The sequence below is a fragment of the Streptomyces sp. NPDC048291 genome, from assembly GCF_043201715.1.
GTDB lineage: Bacteria > Actinomycetota > Actinomycetes > Streptomycetales > Streptomycetaceae > Streptomyces.
On sequence record NZ_JBICZC010000001.1, the window covers coordinates 785,875 to 805,397 of the forward strand.

Annotated in this window: 15 protein-coding genes; 5 read left to right on the plus strand and 10 right to left on the minus strand. The window is 71.3% G+C overall.

The genetic code is table 11. The annotated features are described in order from the left end of the window. Positions 1-43 precede the first annotated feature (43 nt). Genes pgl through tkt form a run of 5 tightly spaced genes read right to left on the minus strand, consistent with a single transcriptional unit; the run spans position 44 to position 6,713 of the window. Positions 44-826, minus strand: coding sequence for a 6-phosphogluconolactonase (gene pgl, locus ACGF5O_RS03425; RefSeq protein ID WP_362581361.1), 783 nt, complete (start codon positions 824-826; stop codon positions 44-46). Beyond that, positions 823-1,914: a glucose-6-phosphate dehydrogenase assembly protein OpcA gene (gene opcA, locus ACGF5O_RS03430; protein WP_393808220.1), complete on the minus strand. Its 1,092-nt coding sequence runs from the start codon at positions 1,912-1,914 to the stop codon at positions 823-825. Before opcA ends, pgl begins: the two co-directional genes overlap by 4 nt. Continuing rightward, positions 1,911-3,449 (minus strand): glucose-6-phosphate dehydrogenase, encoded by a 1,539-nt coding sequence (zwf, locus tag ACGF5O_RS03435; RefSeq protein ID WP_393808221.1) that lies wholly within the window; start codon positions 3,447-3,449, stop codon positions 1,911-1,913. The genes opcA and zwf overlap by 4 nt, the downstream gene beginning before the upstream one ends. 4 nt (positions 3,450-3,453) lie before the next feature. Then, on the minus strand, positions 3,454-4,572 hold the full coding sequence (gene tal / locus ACGF5O_RS03440; RefSeq protein WP_393808222.1) for a transaldolase: 1,119 nt from the start codon (positions 4,570-4,572) through the stop codon (positions 3,454-3,456). Between the two features lie 32 nt (positions 4,573-4,604). Continuing rightward, positions 4,605-6,713, minus strand: a complete 2,109-nt coding sequence (gene tkt, locus ACGF5O_RS03445; protein WP_393808223.1) for a transketolase — start codon at positions 6,711-6,713, stop codon at positions 4,605-4,607. A 388-nt stretch (positions 6,714-7,101) separates the two neighbouring features. Between tkt and ACGF5O_RS03450 the strand changes: the two genes are divergently transcribed. The 4 genes from ACGF5O_RS03450 (at position 7,102) to ACGF5O_RS03465 (ending at position 10,482) form a co-directional block, all read left to right on the plus strand. Beyond that, positions 7,102-8,055, plus strand: a complete 954-nt coding sequence (locus ACGF5O_RS03450) for a heme o synthase (protein WP_393808224.1) — start codon at positions 7,102-7,104, stop codon at positions 8,053-8,055. 58 nt (positions 8,056-8,113) lie between these two features. After that, positions 8,114-8,440 carry a hypothetical protein gene (locus ACGF5O_RS03455; RefSeq protein WP_393808225.1) on the plus strand — a complete coding sequence of 109 codons (327 nt, stop codon included), beginning with the start codon at positions 8,114-8,116 and terminating at the stop codon, positions 8,438-8,440. Positions 8,441-8,616: 176 nt separating this feature from the next. After that, positions 8,617-9,723 (plus strand): amidohydrolase family protein, encoded by a 1,107-nt coding sequence (locus tag ACGF5O_RS03460; protein WP_393808226.1) that lies wholly within the window; start codon positions 8,617-8,619, stop codon positions 9,721-9,723. 18 nt (positions 9,724-9,741) lie between these two features. Continuing rightward, positions 9,742-10,482: a nucleotidyltransferase gene (locus tag ACGF5O_RS03465; protein ID WP_393808227.1), complete on the plus strand. Its 741-nt coding sequence runs from the start codon at positions 9,742-9,744 to the stop codon at positions 10,480-10,482. Here the strand turns inward: ACGF5O_RS03465 and ACGF5O_RS03470 are convergent. Next, positions 10,437-11,456 carry a heme A synthase gene (locus tag ACGF5O_RS03470; RefSeq protein ID WP_393808228.1) on the minus strand — a complete coding sequence of 340 codons (1,020 nt, stop codon included), beginning with the start codon at positions 11,454-11,456 and terminating at the stop codon, positions 10,437-10,439. The genes ACGF5O_RS03465 and ACGF5O_RS03470 overlap by 46 nt on opposite strands. A 50-nt stretch (positions 11,457-11,506) precedes the next feature. Further along, on the minus strand, positions 11,507-14,137 hold the full coding sequence (locus ACGF5O_RS03475; protein WP_393808229.1) for a tetratricopeptide repeat protein: 2,631 nt from the start codon (positions 14,135-14,137) through the stop codon (positions 11,507-11,509). A gap of 232 nt (positions 14,138-14,369) precedes the next feature. Between ACGF5O_RS03475 and ACGF5O_RS03480 the strand changes: the two genes are divergently transcribed. After that, positions 14,370-15,635 (plus strand): glycosyltransferase family 4 protein, encoded by a 1,266-nt coding sequence (locus ACGF5O_RS03480; RefSeq protein WP_393808230.1) that lies wholly within the window; start codon positions 14,370-14,372, stop codon positions 15,633-15,635. On the opposite strand, the gene ACGF5O_RS03485 is transcribed toward ACGF5O_RS03480, so the two are convergent. From ACGF5O_RS03485 to ACGF5O_RS03495, 3 genes are all read right to left on the minus strand, one after another. Continuing rightward, the gene (locus ACGF5O_RS03485; protein ID WP_393808231.1) at positions 15,572-17,707 is read right to left on the minus strand and encodes a glycogen debranching N-terminal domain-containing protein; all 2,136 of its coding nucleotides are present in this window, start codon (positions 17,705-17,707) and stop codon (positions 15,572-15,574) included. The genes ACGF5O_RS03480 and ACGF5O_RS03485 overlap by 64 nt on opposite strands. Positions 17,708-17,784: 77 nt before the next feature. After that, positions 17,785-18,564 carry an ABC transporter permease gene (locus tag ACGF5O_RS03490; RefSeq protein WP_393808232.1) on the minus strand — a complete coding sequence of 260 codons (780 nt, stop codon included), beginning with the start codon at positions 18,562-18,564 and terminating at the stop codon, positions 17,785-17,787. Then, positions 18,561-19,484, minus strand: a complete 924-nt coding sequence (locus ACGF5O_RS03495) for an ABC transporter ATP-binding protein (RefSeq protein ID WP_393808233.1) — start codon at positions 19,482-19,484, stop codon at positions 18,561-18,563. Before ACGF5O_RS03495 ends, ACGF5O_RS03490 begins: the two co-directional genes overlap by 4 nt. Between the last annotated feature and the right edge of the window lie 39 nt (positions 19,485-19,523).

Here is a 19,523-nt window from a genome sequence, read left to right on the forward strand (position 1 = left end):
CGTACGGCCGCGGTGGCCGTACGGGTTCTCTTTCAGTGCTTCGTCACGCCGAAGCCGGCGGATACAGCGACCGCGGCAGCTGGGAGGCCGCCGTCGAGTCCAGGAGCCACAGGGTGCGTTGGCGGCCCTGGGCGCCTGCTGCCGGGGCCTGGATCTCGCCCGCGCCGGAGAGGGCGATGGCGACGGCCTCGGCCTTGTCCTCGCCCGCCGCCAGCAGCCAGACCTCGCGGGCCGAGCGGATGGCGGGGAGGGTGAGGGAGACGCGGGTCGGAGGCGGCTTGGGGGCGCCGTGGACGCCGACCACCGTGCGTTCCGTCTCGCGGACCGCGGGGAGCTCCGGGAAGAGCGAGGCCACGTGGGTGTCCGGGCCGACGCCCAGCATCAGGACGTCGAAGGTGGGCACCGGACCGTGGTTCTCGGGGTCGGCCGCGGCGGCCAGCTCCGCCGCGTAGGACTCGGCCGCCGCGTCCACGTCCGTGCCCCAGGGGCCGTCCGACGCGGGCATGGCGTGCACGCGCTTCGGGTCCACCGGGACCTGGTCGAGCAGGGCGTCGCGGGCCTGGGTGACGTTGCGCTCCGGGTCGCCCTCGGGCAGGAACCGCTCGTCGCCCCACCAGAGGTCGAGCCGGCCCCAGTCGATGGCGTCCCGGGCCGGGGCCGCCGCCAGGGCGGCCAGCAGGCCGTTGCCGTTGCGACCGCCCGTGAGGACCACGGACGCCTCGCCCCGGGAGGCCTGGGCGTCCACGATCTTCGTGATCAGACGGGCCGCGGCGGCCTGCGCCATCAGTTCCTTGTCGCGGTGCACGACCAGCTGGGGAGTGCTCATGTCGTCTTCGCCCTCTTCTTCAGCGGCGGCGGTTCCTGCGGTGCCGCTTCTGTCGTGGGAGCCTCGGCAGCGGCTGCGGGGGCTGCTGCTGCGTAGGTGACCGGTTCTCCTTTGGGCAACGGGTCCGGCGTCGAGGCGGTGTCCTGGGCCGCCGGAGCCGACGACGCGTTCAGGCGCTCCACGCCGAACCGCAGCGCGGACGCGTAGGTGTCGTCCGGGTCGAGCCGGCGCAGCTCCTCCGCGATCAGCTCGGCCGTGTCGCGCCGCTTCAGCGCCACCGCGCGGTCCGGCTGACCGTCGATGGACAGGGTTGCGAGGGAACCGTCCGCGCGGTCCAGCGCGATCGCGCCCTCGCTGGTGGCGAGGCGGACCGCGGTCAGGCCGGGGCCGGCCGACAGGGAGCGCTTGACGGGGACGTCCAGCCGGTCCGCGAGCCACATCGCCAGCAGCTCGCAGCTCGGGTTGAACTCCTCGCCCTCCACCTCGACCGCCTTGACCTCGCAGACCACCTGGTCCAGGGCGGCCGCCAGCATCGAGCGCCAGGGCGTGATCCGGGTCCAGGACAGGTCCGTGTCGCCGGGGGTGTAGGCGTCCGCGCGGGCGGACAGCTCCCGTACCGGCTGCTCGGAGGAGTAGGTGTCGGTGACCCGGCGCTGGGCGAGGGCGCCCAGCGGGTCCTGCGCCGGGTCGAGCGGGGCGTTCACCGGCCACCAGACGACGACCGGCGCGTCCGGCAGCAGCAGCGGCAGTACGACCGAGTCGGCGTGGTCGGCGACCTCGCCGTACAGCCGCAGGATCACCGTCTCGCCGGAGCCCGCGTCCGCGCCCACCCGGACCTCGGCGTCCAGACGGGACGCCGTACGGTCGCGGGGGGAGCGGGAGACGCGCTTGATGACGACCAGGGTGCGCGAGGGGTGCTCGTGCGAGGCGTCACCGGCGGCCTTCAGGGCGTCGTACGCGTTCTCCTCGTCGGTGACGATGACGAGGGTGAGCACCATGCCCACGGCGGGCGTGCCGATGGCCCGGCGGCCCTGCACCAGCGCCTTGTTGACCTTGCCGGCCGTGGTGTCCGTGAGGTCTATCTTCATGGGCGGCGCCAGCTCCGTCCGTCTCGTGCGAGCATCTCGTCGGCCTCGGCGGGGCCCCAGGTGCCGGACTTGTACTGGGCGGGCCTGCCGTGCGTGTCCCAGTGCTCCTCGATCGGGTCGAGGATCTTCCAGGACAGCTCGACCTCCTCCGTGCGCGGGAAGAGGTTGGAGTCGCCCAGCAGGACGTCCAGGATCAGCCGCTCGTACGCCTCGGGCGAGGACTCGGTGAACGACTCGCCGTAGGCGAAGTCCATCGAGACGTCCCGGATCTCCATCGAGGTGCCGGGCACCTTGGAGCCGAAGCGGACCGTGATGCCCTCGTCGGGCTGGACGCGGATGACGATCGCGTTCTGGCCCAGTTCCTCCGTCGCCGTGTGGTCGAAGGGGGAGTGCGGGGCCCGCTGGAAGACCACCGCGATCTCGGTGACCCGGCGGCCGAGCCGCTTGCCGGTGCGCAGGTAGAAGGGGACGCCCGCCCAGCGGCGGTTGTCGATCTCCAGCTTCACCGCGGCGTAGGTGTCGGTCTTCGACCTGGAGTCGATGCCGTCCTCTTCGAGGTAGCCGATGACCTTCTCGCCGCCCTGCCAGCCGGCCGCGTACTGGCCGCGCACGGTCGAGGCGCCCAGGTCCTTCGGCAGCCGTACCGCGCCGAGCACCTTCTCCTTCTCGGCGGCCAGTGCGTCCGCGTCGAAGGAGGCCGGCTCCTCCATGGCGGTCAGGGCCATGAGCTGGAGCAGGTGGTTCTGGATGACGTCACGGGCCGAGCCGATGCCGTCGTAGTAGCCGGCCCGGCCGCCGATACCGATGTCCTCGGCCATGGTGATCTGCACGTGGTCCACGAAGGACCGGTTCCAGATCGGCTCGTACATGGTGTTGGCGAAGCGCAGCGCCAGGATGTTCTGGACGGTCTCCTTGCCGAGGTAGTGGTCGATCCGGAACACCTGGTCCGGTTCGAACACCTCGTGCACGACCTTGTTGAGCTCCTCGGCCGACTTCAGGTCGTGGCCGAAGGGCTTCTCGATGACCGCGCGCCGCCAGGAGCCGCCGGACTGGTCGGCCAGCCCGTGCTTCTTGAGCTGCTGGATGACCACCGGGAAGGAGCGCGGCGGCACGGACAGGTAGAAGGCGAAGTTGCCGCCCGTGCCCTGTGCCTTGTCCAGCTCCTCGATGGTGGAGCGCAGCCGCTCGAACGCGTCGTCGTCGTCGAAGGTGCCCTGGACGAAGCGCATCCCCTGGATGAGCTGCTGCCAGACCTCCTCGCGGAACGGGGTGCGCGCGTGGTCCTTGACGGCGTCGTGGACCTCGGCGGCGAAGTCCTCGTGGGCCCACTCACGGCGGGCGAAGCCGACCAGGGAGAAGCCCGGCGGCAGCAGACCCCGGTTGGCGAGGTCGTAGACGGCGGGCATGAGCTTCTTGCGGGAGAGGTCGCCCGTGACGCCGAAGATGACCAGACCCGACGGCCCCGCGATACGCGGGAGCCGTCGGTCGGCGGGGTCACGAAGCGGGTTCGCTCCGGAACCGGAAAAGGGGGACAAGATGTCAGCCCTCCGAGGGGGCCAGGCGCTCCAGCTCCGCCTGGGTCGACTTGAGCAGGTCGTTCCAGGACGCCTCGAACTTCTCGACGCCCTCGTCCTCCAGTACCTGGACCACGTCGTCGTACGAGATCCCGAGCGCCTCGACGGCGTCCAGGTCGGCGCGGGCCTGCTCGTACGTGCCGGTGATCGTGTCGCCGGTGATGCCGCCGTGGTCCTCGACCGCGAGGAGGGTGGCCTCCGGCATGGTGTTGACCGTGTTCGGCGCGACCAGGTCGTCGACGTACAGGGTGTCCTTGTACGCCGGGTCCTTCACGCCGGTGGAGGCCCACAGCGGGCGCTGCTTGCGGGCGCCCGCGTTGTCCAGCACCTGCCAGCGGTCCGAGGAGAAGACCTCCTCGTACGCCTGGTAGGCGAGCCGGGCGTTGGCGACGGCGGACTTGCCGCGCAGCGCCTTGGCGTCGTCGGTGCCCAGGTCGTTCAGGCGCTTGTCGATCTCGGTGTCCACGCGGGACACGAAGAACGACGCCACCGAACGGATGAGCGACAGGTCGAGGCCGCGCTCCTTGGCCTTCTCCAGACCGGCCAGGTAGGCGTCCATGACCGCGCGGTAGCGCTCCAGCGAGAAGATCAGCGTGACGTTGACGCTGATGCCGAGGCCGATGACCTCGGTGATCGCCGGCAGGCCCGCCTCGGTGGCCGGGATCTTGATGAGCGTGTTGGGGCGGTCGACCAGCCAGGCCAGCTGCTTGGCCTCGGCGATCGTCGCCTTCGTGTTGTGCGCGAGGCGCGGGTCGACCTCGATCGACACGCGGCCGTCCTGGCCGTCGGTCGCGTCGAACACCGGGCGCAGGATGTCGGCGGCGTCGCGGACGTCCGCCGTGGTGATCATGCGGATGGCCTCTTCGACGGTGACCTTGCGGGCGGCGAGGTCGGAGACCTGCTGCTGGTAGCCGTCGCCCGAAGAGATCGCCTTCTGGAAGATCGTCGGGTTGGTGGTGACGCCCACGACGTGCTGCTGGTCGATCAGCTCGGCGAGGTTGCCGGACGTGATCCGCTTGCGCGACAGGTCGTCCAGCCAGATCGCGACGCCTTCGTCGGAGAGGCGCTTGAGTGCGTCTGTCATGGAATTACATCTCCTACGTGTCGTATACAGCGTCAGCGCTGGGCGGCGGCGATGGATTCCCGGGCCTTGGCGATCGACTTCTTCGCCTCATCGGCTACGTGCTCGGCATTGAAGCCGAACTCCTGGAAGAGCACCTTGCCGTCGGCGGAAGCACCGAAGTGCTCCAGGGAAACGATGCGGCCGGCGTCCCCGACGTACTTGTGCCAGGTGAGACCGATGCCGGCCTCGACCGAGACACGCGCCTTCACGGACGGCGGCAGGACGCTGTCCCGGTACCCCTGGTCCTGCTCCTCGAACCACTCCACGCACGGCATGGACACGACGCGCGTGGGCACGCCGTCGGCCTCGAGACGCTCGCGCGCCTCGACGGCGACGTGCACCTCCGAGCCGGTCGCCATGAGGATGACCTCGGGGGTCCCGCCGGACGCCTCGAACAGGACGTAGCCGCCCTTGACCGTGTCCTCGTTCGACTCGTACACCGGCACGCCCTGACGGGTCAGCGCCAGGCCGTGCGGGGCGCCCTTGCCGAACACCTTCGTGTAGCGGCGGAGGATCTCGCGCCAGGCGATCGCGGTCTCGTTGGCGTCGGCCGGCCGGACCACGTTCAGGCCCGGGATGGCACGCAGCGAGGCGAGGTGCTCGACCGGCTGGTGGGTGGGGCCGTCCTCGCCGAGACCGATGGAGTCGTGGGTCCACACGTACGTCACCGGCAGGTGCATCAGCGCCGACAGCCGCACCGAGTTGCGCATGTAGTCGGAGAAGACGAGGAACGTACCGCCGTAGACACGGGTGTTGCCGTGCAGGGTGATGCCGTTCATCTCCGCGGCCATGGAGTGCTCGCGGATACCGAAGTGGATGGTCCGGCCGTAGGGGTTCGCGCCCGGCAGCGGGTTGTCCGCCGGCAGGAACGAGCTGTTCTTGTCGATGGTCGTGTTGTTCGACCCGGCCAGGTCGGCCGAACCGCCCCACAGCTCGGGGATGACCGCGCCGAGCGCCTGGAGGACCTTGCCCGAGGCGGCACGGGTCGCGACGCCCTTGCCGGGCTCGAAGACCGGGATCTTCTCCTCCCAGCCCTTGGGCAGCTCGCCCGCGGAGATCCGGTCGAAGTCGGCGGCCCGCTCGGCGTTGTTGTCCCGCCACAGCTGGAACGACTTCTCCCACTCGGCCTTCGCCGCCCCGCCGCGCTCCCCGGCCTGCCGGGTGTGGGCGATGACCTCCTCGGCGACGTCGAAGCTCTTCTCCGGGTCGAAGCCGAGGACGCGCTTGGTGGCCGCGACCTCGTCCGCGCCCAGCGCCGAGCCGTGCGCGGCCTCGGTGTTCTGCGCGTTCGGGGCGGGCCAGGCGATGATCGAGCGCATCGCGATGAAGGACGGCTTGTCCGTCACCTTCTTCGCGGCCTCGATCGCGTTGTAGAGGGCGTGCGGGTCCAGGTCGCCGTCCGGCTTCGGGGCGATCCGCTGCACGTGCCAGCCGTACGCCTCGAACCGCTTGACGGTGTCCTCGGAGACGGCCGTCTCGGTGTCGCCCTCGATCGAGATGTGGTTGTCGTCCCACAGCAGGACCAGGTTGCCGAGCTTCTGGTGGCCGGCCATCGAGGACGCCTCGGCGGAGATGCCCTCCTGGAGGCAGCCGTCACCGGCGATGCAGTAGACGAAGTGGTCGAAGGGGGACTCGCCCTGCGACGCGTCCGGGTCGAACAGACCGCGCTCGTAGCGGGCGGCCATGGCCATGCCCACCGCGTTGGCGACACCCTGGCCCAGCGGACCCGTGGTGGTCTCCACGCCCTTGGTGTGGCCGTACTCCGGGTGGCCCGGCGTCTTCGAGCCCCAGGTCCGGAAGGCTTCGAGGTCTTCCAGCTCCAGGCCGAAACCGGCCAGGTACAGCTGTGTGTAGAGGGTCAGCGACGAGTGACCGGCGGACAGCACGAAGCGGTCGCGGCCCACCCAGTCGGGGTCGGACGGGTCGTGCCGCATCACCTTCTGGAAGAGGGTGTACGCGGCCGGCGCCAGGCTCATCGCCGTACCCGGATGGCCGTTGCCGACCTTCTGTACGGCATCGGCGGCCAGGACGCGGGCGGTGTCTACGGCCCGCTGGTCCAACTCGGTCCAGTCGAGGTCTGTGGTGGTCGGCTTGGTGCTCACCCTGGGTCAGGGCTCCTCTCCACATGTTCGGTTACCGGTCCCCGGGCACACGCCCGCACCGGCTGCCGGTGCACTGGGTGCCCACCGGCCGTTGTCGAGCCTACCCCCGTAAGGACGTGCATTTTTTCGAGTGTTTCCAGACTGCCGGGACTCTCGGGGATCCGCCTCCCGACTGGCCGAGAAGGCATGTCGGCACACGAATGCAGTTGAATACGCAGCCGCTCATCTGACTGCTCAATCGAGCCACCCCACCCCTCTCCCGAGACGCCTCCCAACACGACCCCACCCCCGCGAAGGTCGGGGTATGGGCAACGTCTAAAGTGGCGTGGTACGCGCGAGCCTTTACCGTGAGTTCACACGGCGGGCTCGCTGGGAGTCTCTGTCAGGGGTGTGCGTGACGGCCGTCGAATCCCGTCCAGCGGGGGTGCTCGGTGCGAGCGAGAGCCCGAGCCACCGGCCGTTCGGGGCCCGTGTCAAAGCTTTCGTGGCGCTGACCAAGCCGCGGATCATCGAGCTGCTGCTCATCACCACGGTTCCGGTGATGTTCCTGGCGCAGCAGGGTGTGCCCGACCTGACGCTGGTGCTGCTCACCTGCGTCGGCGGCTACCTCTCGGCGGGCGGCGCGAACGCGCTGAACATGTACATCGACCGGGACATCGACGCGCTGATGGACCGCACCTCGCAGCGTCCGCTGGTGACCGGCATGGTCAGCCCGCGCGAGTGCCTCGCCTTCGGCATCTCCCTGGCGGTCGTCTCCACCCTGCTGTTCGGTCTCACCGTCAACTGGCTGAGCGCCTGGCTGTCACTCGGAGCGCTGCTTTTCTACGTCGTCGTCTACACGATGATCCTCAAGCGCCGTACCTCGCAGAACATCGTGTGGGGCGGCATCGCCGGCTGTCTGCCGGTGCTGATCGGCTGGTCGGCCGTCACGGACTCCATGTCGTGGGCCCCGGTCGTCCTCTTCCTCGTCATGTTCTTCTGGACGCCGCCGCACTACTGGCCGCTCTCCATGAAGGTGAAGGACGACTACGCGCGCGTGGGCGTGCCGATGCTGCCGGTCGTCGCCTCCAACAAGGTGGTCGCCAAGCAGATCGTCATCTACAGCTGGGTGATGGTCGGCGTCTCCCTGCTCCTCACCCCCCTCGGCTACACCGGCTGGTTCTACACGCTGGTCGCCCTGGTGGCGGGCGGCTGGTGGCTGTGGGAGGCGCACGGGTTGCAGAACCGCGCGAAGGCCGAGGTGACGGGCGGCAAGCTCAAGGAGATGCGGCTGTTCCACTGGTCCATCACCTACGTCTCCCTGCTCTTCGTGGCCGTGGCGGTCGACCCCTTCCTCCGCTGACCCACGTCACACCGCCCTGCCCTCGCCAGCCGATCTACCGATGAGTAGCATCCTGCTCATGGCAGACACGCAGCAGGTTGAGGTGGACCAGAAGACCGAGCGCAAGGTGGCGCGCCTCGTCAGGCAGATCGGCACCTTCGCCAAGGCCCACGGCGGCGCCGAGGGCCAGGTGGCCTACATCGGCGAACGCGGCGCCCGCATCGTCCTGGTCGGCGAGGACGGCGGCTGGGGCGACCTGGTGGCCCCGACGTACGAGATCGCCGAGCAGGCGGTCGCCAAGTCCGGCATCACGGTCCACGAGTCCTTCGACGGCGAGTTCGCGGCCAAGGTGACGACGGGCCCGTACGAGTGGAAGCGGATGGCCGGCATTCAGGTCGGCGGCTGAACAGTCTGCTTTTTCGGGGCGCGGGGCTGTATCGATTTGCGGCTCCGCCGCGTGGGCGCGACCAGCCCCCACCGGCCCGCAGCCGCCGTGCCACCTGTACCACCCGCCCCCGACCGCGACCTCAATCCCGGTTCACCCGTTAAGACGGTCAAGTAGCCGTCCACACGGGAGCCCGGATGATCGAGACGCCGAACCTGGTGGACCAGTACTGCCACGGAGTGCTGCGTACGGAGCTCGGCCTCGGCACCTTCGAGGCCCAGCTCGCCCGCACCGAAGGCCCCCCGGCCGCCGGTACCACCCTCTTCGACACCCAGACCGGCTTCGCCGTACGGCGCTGGTGCCCCCCGCTCCTCGGCCTGGAACCCCACTGCGCCCCGGCCCGCTACCTGGCCCGGCGCCGCGAACTCGGCGTCCTGGAGGCCGGCCGTCGCCTCCTGCGCGGCAGCGGCATCACCACCTACCTCGTCGACACCGGCCTGCCGGGCGACCTCACCGGCCCCGCCGAGATGGCATCGACCGGCGCCGCGGCGGCCCGCGAGATCGTCCGCCTGGAACTCCTCGCCGAACAGGTCGCCGACACCTCCGGCACCGTCGAGGCGTTCCTCGCCAACCTCGCCGAGTCGGTGCACGGCGCGGCGGCCAACGCGGTCGCCTTCACCTCCGTCGCCGGTCTCCGGCACGGCCTGGCACTGGCACCCGAACCCCCCGGCCCCGGTGAGGTCAGGGGCGCGGCCGGCCGCTGGCTGGCGGGCCGCCGGGTGGGCGGCGAGCTGACCGACCCGGTCCTGCTGCGCCACCTGCTCTGGATCGCCGTGGCCTCCGGTCTCCCGCTCCAGCTGCACGCGGGCCTCGGCGAGCCCGGCGCCCGGATCGACCGCACCGACCCGGCTCTGCTCACCGACTTCGTCCGCGCCACCGCCGGCCTCGGCACCGACCTGGTCCTCCTGCACGGCTACCCCTACCACCGCCACGCCGCCCACCTCGCCGGCGTCTTCCCGCACGTGTACGCCGACTCGGGCGCGGCCCTGGTCCGCACCGGCGCCCGGGCCGCGACGATCCTCGCCGAGATCCTGGAACTGGCCCCCTTCGGCAAGATCCTCTACTCCAGCGGCGCCCACGGCCTGCCCGAGCTGCACGTGGTCGGCGCCCACCTCTTCCGCGAGTCCCTCGCCCGGGTGCTGGGCACCTGGGTCGCCGAGGACGCGTGGTCGCTCGGCGACGCCCGGCGCGTGGCCAGGCTGATCGCGGCGGGAAACGCGAAACGGGTGTACGGGCTGGAGTGAGCTGTCCAGACTGGGCAGGTGGACACCGAGACGTTACTGGCCCGCTTCGTCCGTGAACTGTCGGCACTGGACCCCGTGGCCGTCTGGGCGCACGGCTCGCTCGCCGCGGGCGACGACTACCAGGAGGGCCGCAGCGACCTGGACCTGATCGCGGTGCTGCCGGGCCCGGTGACCCCGCCCGTCGTATGGAAGATCGCCGTGGCGCACGCCCGGCTGCGCGCGCTGCCGCTCGCTCCCGTCCTGCACTGCACCTACCTGACCCCGTCGACCGCGGCCGACCCGGCCCGGAGCCATCTGACCTTCGCGTACGGGCAGCTGTTCAAACGGCCGGTCAGTCCGGTGACCCGGCGTGAGCTGCACGCCTTCGGCCGGGTGCTGCACGGCCGGGCCCCCGCCGGGCTGCTGCCAGCAGTGGGCGACCGGGAACTCGGCGACTACGTCGTCCGCGACCAGCGGGACTACTGGCGGCGCGCCGTCGACAAGGCCCCGCTGTGGACCCGGGACGTCTGGGTGGACCTGGGGATGATCACCTTCGCCCGCGCCGGTGTCACCGCACGCGAGGGCCGCCTGATCTCCAAACGCGAGGCCCTGGACCTGCTGCCGGCCCTCGGCGCGCCCGTCGAGGTGGTCGACGACATCCGCAGCCGCCGCTACGGCGACCCGGCCCCGCCCACCGAGGAGTGGACGGCGCGCCGGGCCCGGCTGACCCGGGACTACTTGGGCCCGGCGATCGACGCGCTCACGGCGTCGTACGTCTGAACGGGCACGTCGGCCGTGACCTCGGCGCGTTCCCGCAGCGACAGCAGGACCCGCAGCACGCCGATCCACACCAGGCAGGAGCCGAACATGTGCAGGCCGACCAGGACCGTCGGCAGGTGCGTGAAGTACTGGACGTAACCGATCACGCCCTGCCCGAGCAGGATCAGGAACAGCTCGCGGACGCGGTCCCGCGGCCCCTGGGGCGCGCCGACGCCCTTGAGGAAGAACCACAGCGCGAAGGTCAGCGACACCACGATCCAGGCGAACACCGCGTGCAGCTCCGCGACGCCCGACCAGCTGACGTCGATGCGCTCGACGTCGCCGGAGTCGCCCGGGTGCGGTCCCGCGCCGGTCACCACCGTGCCGGCGGTGATGAGCAGCAGGGTCACGACCACCAGGGCCCACACCAGCTGCTGCACGGCCTTGCCGACCAGCGGACGCGGCTGCCCGTCGCCCTCGCGGGTGCGCTGCCACATCAGGGCGGCGACCGTGATGAGGGCGGTCGCCAGCAGGAAGTGCGCGGCGACGGTGTACGGGTTGAGGCCGACGAGCACCACGATGCCGCCCAGGATCGCGTTGCTCATCACGAGCCAGAACTGCGCCCAGCCCAGCCGGGTCAGGCTGCGCCGGAACGGCTTCTGGGAGCGGGCCGCGATGATCGCCCAGCCGACCGCCGCGCACAGCACGTAGGTCAGCATGCGGTTCGTGAACTCGATGGCGCTGTGGTAGCTCAGCGCGTCGGTCGGGGTCAGCGAGCCGGCGGTGCACTCGGGCCAGGTCGGGCAGCCGAGCCCGGAGCCGGTGAGCCGCACCGCACCGCCGGTGACCACGATGACCACCGACATGACGAGCGCGGCGAGGGCCGCCCGGCGGACGGTCCGGGGATCCGGGGTCCAGCGGGCAGCGATGAAGGCGAGCGGGTTGCGCACGGCCGCTACGAGGTCGGTGGGGGTCAGCTTTGGCACGGGCACCATGGTAGGGGGCCGCTTGTGCATGCGTTCACGAGGGTCCGGGTCACCGTGCCTCACAACAACCGGCGGATGCGGTCCGCCTCGCGCCTGAGCCGGCCGGCCTCCTCGTGGTCACCGCGGTCCGAGGCGCAGTCGGACAGGTGCTCGCACACGGCCATCAGCGCGGGGTGGTCGTCACCGAGGGCCGTCCGGAAGATCCCGTCCGCCTCCCGGAGCACGCGCTCCGCGGCGCCGCCGTCGCCCTGGGCGCGCAGCACGGGACCGAGCCGGGTCAGGGACTTGGCGCGGTAGTAGTGCCGCTCGCCGTAGAGCCGCAGGTAGATCGCCTCGGCCTGCTCCAGCGTCCGCCGTGCCTCGGCCGGCCGGCCCTGCGCGAGCCGTAAGGAGCCGAGCTTGTTGAGGCAGGCCGCGTATTTGTGCTCCTCGGCCTCGCTGCGCTTGCGGTGCAGCTCCACCACCGGCCCCAGGAGCCGGTCGGCCCGGTCCAGTTCGGCGCGGGCCCTGCGGCGCAGGTCACGGCGGTGGAGCAGGCGCAGGCTCCGGCGCGCCTCCTCCCGGTGGCTCTCGCTGCGCCGGCGCAGCACGTCCGACAGGAACTTGGCTATCTGGGCCGTCTCGAAGTCCTCCGGTCCGCGATGGGCGCCGAACACCGTCAGGGCCTCGGTGAGCATGCCCTCCGCGTGTTCCAGCTGCCCTCTGTCCTGGGCGACGATGCCCAGGTCGCGCTGGAGCATGGCCCGGAACACGGTGTAGTCGGGGGGCTCCTGGTTGCCCCGGGTGGGAATGCACTCCTCCGCCCGCCGGTAGTGCCGGGTGGCCTCGGTGAGGCGCCCCGCGTTCCGGTGGATCAGCCCGGTCTCCTGCTCGGCGACGGCCCAGTCGAGGCTCTCCTCCCGCCATGTCTGACCCTCGTAGATCCCGACCGCGGTCCGGGCCGCCAGCAGCGCCTCGGGGAAGCGGTTGTGCTCACGCATGATGCCGCCCAGCTGCCGCTGGCAGTGGGCCCGTAACCGCAGGAACGCCTCCTCCTCGCGGTCGTCGCAGAGTTCGAGGGCACGGCGGCACTCCCGTTCGGCGTCGTCCAGCCCGGCCAGGAGATAGTGCTGGCGGGCCACGGCGTACCGGGCCGTCGCGCGGCCGAGGACGTCACCGTTGCCGATCTCGCGCAGCTCGGCCTCCCGTTCGAAGAAGTCCAGGGAACGCACCCAGTCGCAGCGGTGCTCCTGGTAGGCGCCGACGCGGTGCAGCAGCCGGGCCAGCGCCTCGGGGTCCTCGGACGCGCCCAGCCCGCCGTCTGCGTCGTCGCCCCAGGCGAGCTTGTCGATGACCGCCTCGACGTGCGGCATCAGGCGTTCGCACACCGGGCGGGACGCCAGCAGGTCCGGAGTGGTGGGGAAGCAGGCCTCCACGAGCCGCACCGCCGCCTGGGACCACTCCAGGCGCTCGGCCAGGCTCAGCCCGTCGTGGATCAGGGTCTGGACGCGCGGGTGCATGCCGTAGGCGGCGGATCCGTCGCGCCAGTCCCCGCTGCGCGTCAGCAGGGAGTGGTCCACCAGCAGCAGAACCGCGCGGTTGAAGGTGACCGGGTCGGCCATCACCGTCCGCAGCCGGACCGGGAGGACCGACCGGTACTGCATCAACGTGGTCTTCTGTACGTCCTCCGAGGCGAGGAACGTACACAGCCGCAGCAGGTCCACCGCGGCGGGAGAGGCTTCCGAGATGCGGGAGATGGCGAGCCGGAAGGTGTCCTCGACCGAGGCGCCGCCGGGCAGATCGCGCAGGTACTCGACCACGGTCGTCTCCGCCTGGACGATGTAGGCCGCCGCCTGTTCGAGGGCCAGCGGAAGCCAGCCGAGCTGGCGGCCGAGCCGGGTGAAGGCCTCCAGGTCCTGCTCCGAGGCCTCTTTCGGCTCGATGCCGAAGCGCTTCCGCAGGAACTCGATGCCCTCGTTCTCCGGGAAGACCCGGAGCTCGATCGGGCTCGCGCGCAGGCCGTCCCATCCCTGGTTCTGCTGAGTGGTGATCAGCACCTCGCCGTCGCCCTCCGACGGCAACAGGCTGCGCAGCGCGTCCTCGTAGGCGGGCCAGCCGTCGTAGACGAGCAGCCAGCCGCGCTGCTCGCGCAGCCAGCGCCACAGGTTCATGAGGACGACGTTCTTGCTCTCCTGGTCGCGGATGCCGACGTACTGGGCGAACTCCAGCAGCTCCGTGCGCAGCGCGTCGGGCCCGGAGGCGTTGAGCCACCAGGTCAGGGAGTGCCGGTCCAACTGGTCGCGGGCGTAGGCCACGGCGAGCTGGGACTTGCCGGCACCGGTCGCCCCGTACAGGACACAGACCCGGGGCACGGGCCGCTCGTCCCGCCGGCGCCCGCGGACCGGTCCCCGCAACACGCCCACCATGCGTTCGGTCTCGGCGGTGCGGCCGGTGAAGTACATGCTGAGGACGGGCAGGTTGTGCGGCGGCCCCTGGAGCGCGCCCGTCGGCACGTCCGGTGAGAGGTCTTGGCCGGACCTGCGGGCGACCTGCGCGGCGATCCCGCCGGCCAGCCCCGCGACCAGCCCCGCGGCCACGGACAGCCACCACAGCAGGGCGCCCCCGGAGTCGGCCGCTTTCACGGCCACCGCGACGAACGCGGTCGTTCCGGTTCCCGCCCCGGCGGAGACAGTGATCACCCAAGCGCGCATGTGGTTCCCCCGAAGCCGCGCCGCTGCCATGGGATTCGACCCACGTTCAGAGCGAATGTCGTCGAATCTTCTGTTTTCCCTACTTCTCTGCCGTGCAACCAATCGGTAACCGGTTCGTTGAAACCATCAGTTCGGGGCCGGTCGGTGGAATAACATCCCGGCCTGCGCAAGTCTGTTCTGCCGTTCACCGGGTGTGGCCCGAGCACGGTGGCAAGGGTGCCCGGAGGCGGCAATGAGGCAGGAGCCGGATCGACAGACCCCGAAGGCGCTGGACATCGCCTTCGTCCACTGGGCGTTCCCGCCGACGGTCGGCGGTGTGGAGTCGTACCTCTGGAACTGCTCCAGACTGCTCGCCAGAAGCGGGTACCGGGTGACGGTGTTCACGGGGACGTCGGACGTCAGGACGCCCCCGGAGGGCGGGGTCGAGGTGCTGCGGCATCCGGGGCTGGACCTGTCCCGGGCCTCCGGGAGCGCCACGGAGCGGGCCGAACTGCGCACGTGGTTCAGGAGCGAACTGGCCCCCAGGGAGATCCGGTTGGTCCACGGCCACAATCTCCATCACTTCTCGGCGGCACCCGCCGAGGCGCTGCTCGACCTCAGGGCCGACCTGGACCTGGTGCTGCTGCACACGTACCACAGCATCTGGCGGGACCCCGAGAGCGTCGCCCTGGCCAGGGCGTGCGGTGAGTTCGACGCGCACTTCGCGGTCTCCGGCTTCCTCCGTGACGCCTGCAGGGATGACCTCGGGGTGAAAGGCGCGGAACTCATGTACCTCGGCATCGACGCCGAGTCTTTTCTCCGGGTGCCGGAACTCGCCGATCCGGCACCGGACGACGAGGCGCTCATTCTGCTGCCGGCCCGTCTCATTCCCGACAAGGGAGCGCTGATGGCGGTACAGGCCATGCGTCGGGTCCTGAACGGGAAACTTCCGGTGCGCCCCCGCCTTGTTCTCATGGACACACCGAATTCGGTTGATTTCCATGGGGAAAAGGTCGGCTTCGGAGATGACGTGACCAGGCTTGCGAAGGATTTGAATGTCGCGGATCGCGTGAGTTTCGACCGGGCCGGCGTGGACGGAATGCACGAGCTGTATCGCCGCGCGCGTGTCGTGGTGTGTCCTTCGACGTTCGCCGAGCCCATGGGCCTCGCGGCGCTGGAGGCGATGTGTTCGGCACGCCCCGTGATCGCCACCGACGTGGGCGGCCTCGCCGAGGGAGTGGGCCGGGACGGCTCGACCGGGTTCCTCGTACCGCCCGGTGATGCGGACGCTCTTGCCGGTCACATCACCGAACTGCTCCGCTCGCCGAGCCTGGCGCGCGCCGTCGGCAATGCGGCGAGGAAGCGCGTGGTGGCGGAATTCGACCTGGAGAGTCGTTGTCTGCCCCCCTTGCTGTCGTCGTACGAGAAGTGTTCGGGTCTTCCGTTCCGGCCGCGTCAGGACGCCACGTGCCGCCATCCCTCGGGAAGTCCCTCGACCGTGATGCCGTCCGCCGGGTGATCCGTGCGGACGGTGACACTCCGCCCGGCCAGGCGGAGGCCCTCGACCTCGCGGATCAGCGGCGCGGCCGGGGAGAGCTCCCGCGCCATGGGGGCGACCAGGAGGGTCTGGTTCGTCCGATCCGGCCGGAGACCGAGCAGGGCGCCCAGCAGGGCCACACCTGATGCGGCGGACCAGCCCTGCGGACTGCAGGCGGCGGGGTAGGCGAGCGGGGCGGGTGCTCCCTGCGTGCGGCTGTCGCCGCCGTACAGTTCGGGCATCCGGTACTCGAAGTGGCTCGCCGCGTCCAGCAGGCCTGTCGTCAGGGCGTACGCCTCCTCGTGGCGGCCCGCCGCGGACAGGCCCTGGACGGCGATCGCGGTGTCGTGCGTCCAGACCGAACCGTTGTGGTAGCTCAGCGGGTTGAAGCCGGGCAGCGCGTCCGAGCGGCTGCGCAGCCCCCAGCCGGAGTTCAGTTCGGGCGAGGCGAGCCATGCCGCTATGTCCCGGCAGCCGTCGGCGTCCAGGATGCCGGTGGACAGCAACTGGCCCATGTTGGACGCGGGCCCGCTGACCGGTTCCAGGCCCCGGCCGACGGCGATCGCCACGTACCGCGGGGCCGGACCGCGCTGAGCCGACACCCAGAAGGCGTCGGCGAAGTGTTTGCGCAGCGCGTCCGCCCAGGTACGGAGCCGCGCGGCCGCGTCGTGACGGCCGCGCGCCGACAGCAGCCCGGCCAGTCCCGTCGCCGCCTGGTAGGCATACCCCTGCACCTCGCACAGCGCCAGCGGCGGTTCGATACGGCGGCCGGTCGCGTCCCGGACGGCGTCCTCGCTGTCCTTCCACGACTGGTGGCGCAGCCCGCCCTGCCGGGGGTAGTAGCGCAGGAAGCCGTCCTCGTCCCCGGCGCAGACCTCCAGCACCCACTCCATGGCGCGCTCGGCGTACGGCAGCAGTGCGTCGACCTCTTCCGTCGGCAGCCCCCAGTGCCATGCGTCCACCAGGAGCGACACGAACAACGGGGTCGCGTCGACCGAGCCGTAGTAGCGGGAGGGAAGCCACAGGCCATGACCGTGTTCGGCGTCGGCCGGGCGCAGCTCGTGGAGGATGCGGCCGGGTGCCTCCTCGCGGAACACGTCGTGGGCCGTGCCCTGACGGCGCGCGAGGGCCCACAGGGTGCCGCGGGCCAGGTCCGTGCCCAGGGGCAGCATCATGCGCGCCGACCAGATCGAGTCACGGCCGAACAACGTCAGATACCAGGGGCAGCCCGCCGCGATGAACTGGTCCTCGGTGCCGCCCGCCGTCCGGGTTCCGCGTTCGGGATCCGCGAGCCGCAGCGCCCCCAGGTCGTCCAGGCCGCGGCGGACCAGTGCCACCAGCCGCGGGTCGCCCGCCACCCGGGGTTCGGCCCAGGGGGCCGCTGAGCGCGGTGCGCCGGGGTGACCGGGCGGGGTGGGGACCGCGCCTCCGGTCACGCCGACGCGGGTCCGCCACTCCTCGCCCGGGCGCAGCACGATCCGGGGCCAGGCGAAGGTACCGCCCTCCGGCCCGTCCGTGACCTCAGGCGCGCTCGCCCCGCCCACGGTGCGGACCTCGGCGCGGCCCGCCGGGGTCCGCCAGTGCAGCCCGCCGCCGTCCCCGGAGGCGGTGCACGGCACGGTCGGCGTCCGGCGGCCCCGCTTGACGTCCGCGATGTCCGCGAGGTCGGTCGCCAGCGCCAGTTCGAGGCGCAGGCGGCGGGTGACCGTGCCGACGTTCCTGAGCTGGATGAACTCGCCCTGGCCCGCCACCCGCACCCGCTCGACGATCAGGGTGGGATCGTCGGTCGGCTCGCCCTGGTAGCGGCGGACCGAGGTGAAGCGCACCCGGTCGGGGCCCAGCGGCTGTACGCCGATCGGCTCGGGTTCGCGTCCGTCGATCAGCAGACAGGCCGTGTGCAGCAGCCTGCGGTCATGGCCGTAGAAGCCCTCCGCCCGAAGACCGCGCAGTTGCCCGTCCCGCGGCGATGCCACGAAGGCCGGAGCCGCCACGCACATGACGACGTCGTGCAGCAACGGTTGCAGAGCGCTGGGGAGTTCCGCCGACTCGTACACGGAGCGTCTTTTCCCGCTGGGCACGAACGTCACTCACGTGGCCCGGTGACGGCTTCCGTTCCGCCACGGCCGGGCCGTCACTCCCAGCGGAAGAACCTCCCCGCCGCCCCCAGCCCCACCACCGCCCAGACCGCGAGGATCCCCAGGTCGCCCCACGGCATCCCCGCCCCGTGCTGGAGCACGTCGCGCAGGCCGTCCGACAGGGCCGAGATGGGGAGCAGGCCGAGGACCGACTGGGCGCCGCCGAACTTGTCGAGGGGGACGATGACCCCGCCGCCGACGAGCAGGAGCAGGAACACCAGGTTGGCGGCGGCCAGGGTGGCCTCCGCCTTGAGGGTGCCCGCCATCAGCAGGCCGAGGCCGGAGAACGCGGCGGTGCCGAGGACCAGGAGGAGCAGGACGGCGAGGGGGTTGCCGTGCGGGGACCAGCCGAGGGCGAGGGCGATCACCGTCAGGAGGAGCACCTGGAGGATCTCGGTGACCAGGACCGACGCCGTCTTGGCCGTCATCAGGCCCCAGCGGGGCAGTGGGGAGGAGGCGAGGCGCTTCAGGACGCCGTAGCGGCGCTCGAAGCCGGTCGCGATGGCCTGGCCGGTGAAGGCCGTGGACATGACGGCGAGGGCGAGGATGCCCGGGGTCAGGAAGTCGACCGACTTGCCGGAGCCCGTGTCGACGATGTCCGCCGAGCTGAAGAGCACGAGGAGGAGGGTGGGGATCACCACCGTCAGCAGCAGCTGCTCGCCGTTGCGCAGCAGCATCCTCGTCTCCAGGGCCGCCTGCGCCGCGATCATGCGGGGGAGCGGGGCGGCACCCGGCCTCGGCGTGTAGGTGCCGGTACCGGTCGTCGCGGTGGTCATGAGCGCAGCTCCTTGCCGGTCAGCTCCAGGAAGACGTCCTCCAGCGTGTGGCGTTCGACCGAGATGCGGTCGGGCATCACGCCGTGCTGGGCGCACCACGAGGTCACCGTGGCCAGAAGTTGCGGGTTGACCTTGCCGGCGACCCGGTAGGAGCCCGGGGTCAGCTCGGCCGCCGTGGAGTCGGCCGGCAGCGCCTTGAGGAGCGAGCCGACGTCGAGGCCGGGGCGGCCGGTGAACCGCAGGGTGTTCTCGGCGCCGCCCCTGCACAGCTCCTCGGGGGAGCCCTTGGCGATCACCCGGCCGGCGTCGATGACGGCGACGTCGTCGGCGAGCTGCTCGGCCTCCTCCATGTAGTGCGTGGTGAGGATGACCGAGACGCCGTCGGCGCGCAGGTCCCGGACCAGGTCCCAGGTGGCGTGGCGGGCCTGCGGGTCGAGGCCGGCCGTCGGCTCGTCGAGGAAGACCAGTTCCGGGCGGCCGACCACGGCCATGGCGAGCGCGAGCCGCTGCTGCTGGCCGCCGGAGAGGCGGCGGTACGACGTCCGGCCGCAGCTGCCGAGGCCCAGCCGCTCCATCAGCGTGTCCACGTCCAGCGGATGCGCGTGCAGCTTCGCCACGTGCCGCAGCATTTCGTCGGCGCGGGCGCCCGAGTAGACGCCCCCGGACTGGAGCATCACGCCGAGTCTGGGGCGCAGCTCGGCCGACTGCCGTACGGGATCGAGGCCCAGGACGCGCACCGTGCCGGAATCCGGCTTGCGGTACCCCTCGCAGGTCTCGATCGTGGTCGTCTTGCCCGCCCCGTTGGGGCCGAGTACGGCGGTCACGCCCGCCTCGGCGGTCAGATCGAGGCCGTCCACAGCGGTCTTGGTGCCGTACCGCTTCACCAGGTCCCGCACCTGGACCACCGGCTCACTTCGCATGGTGACAGAGTCTAAGGACGCCGGCCGTCACCCGGACGG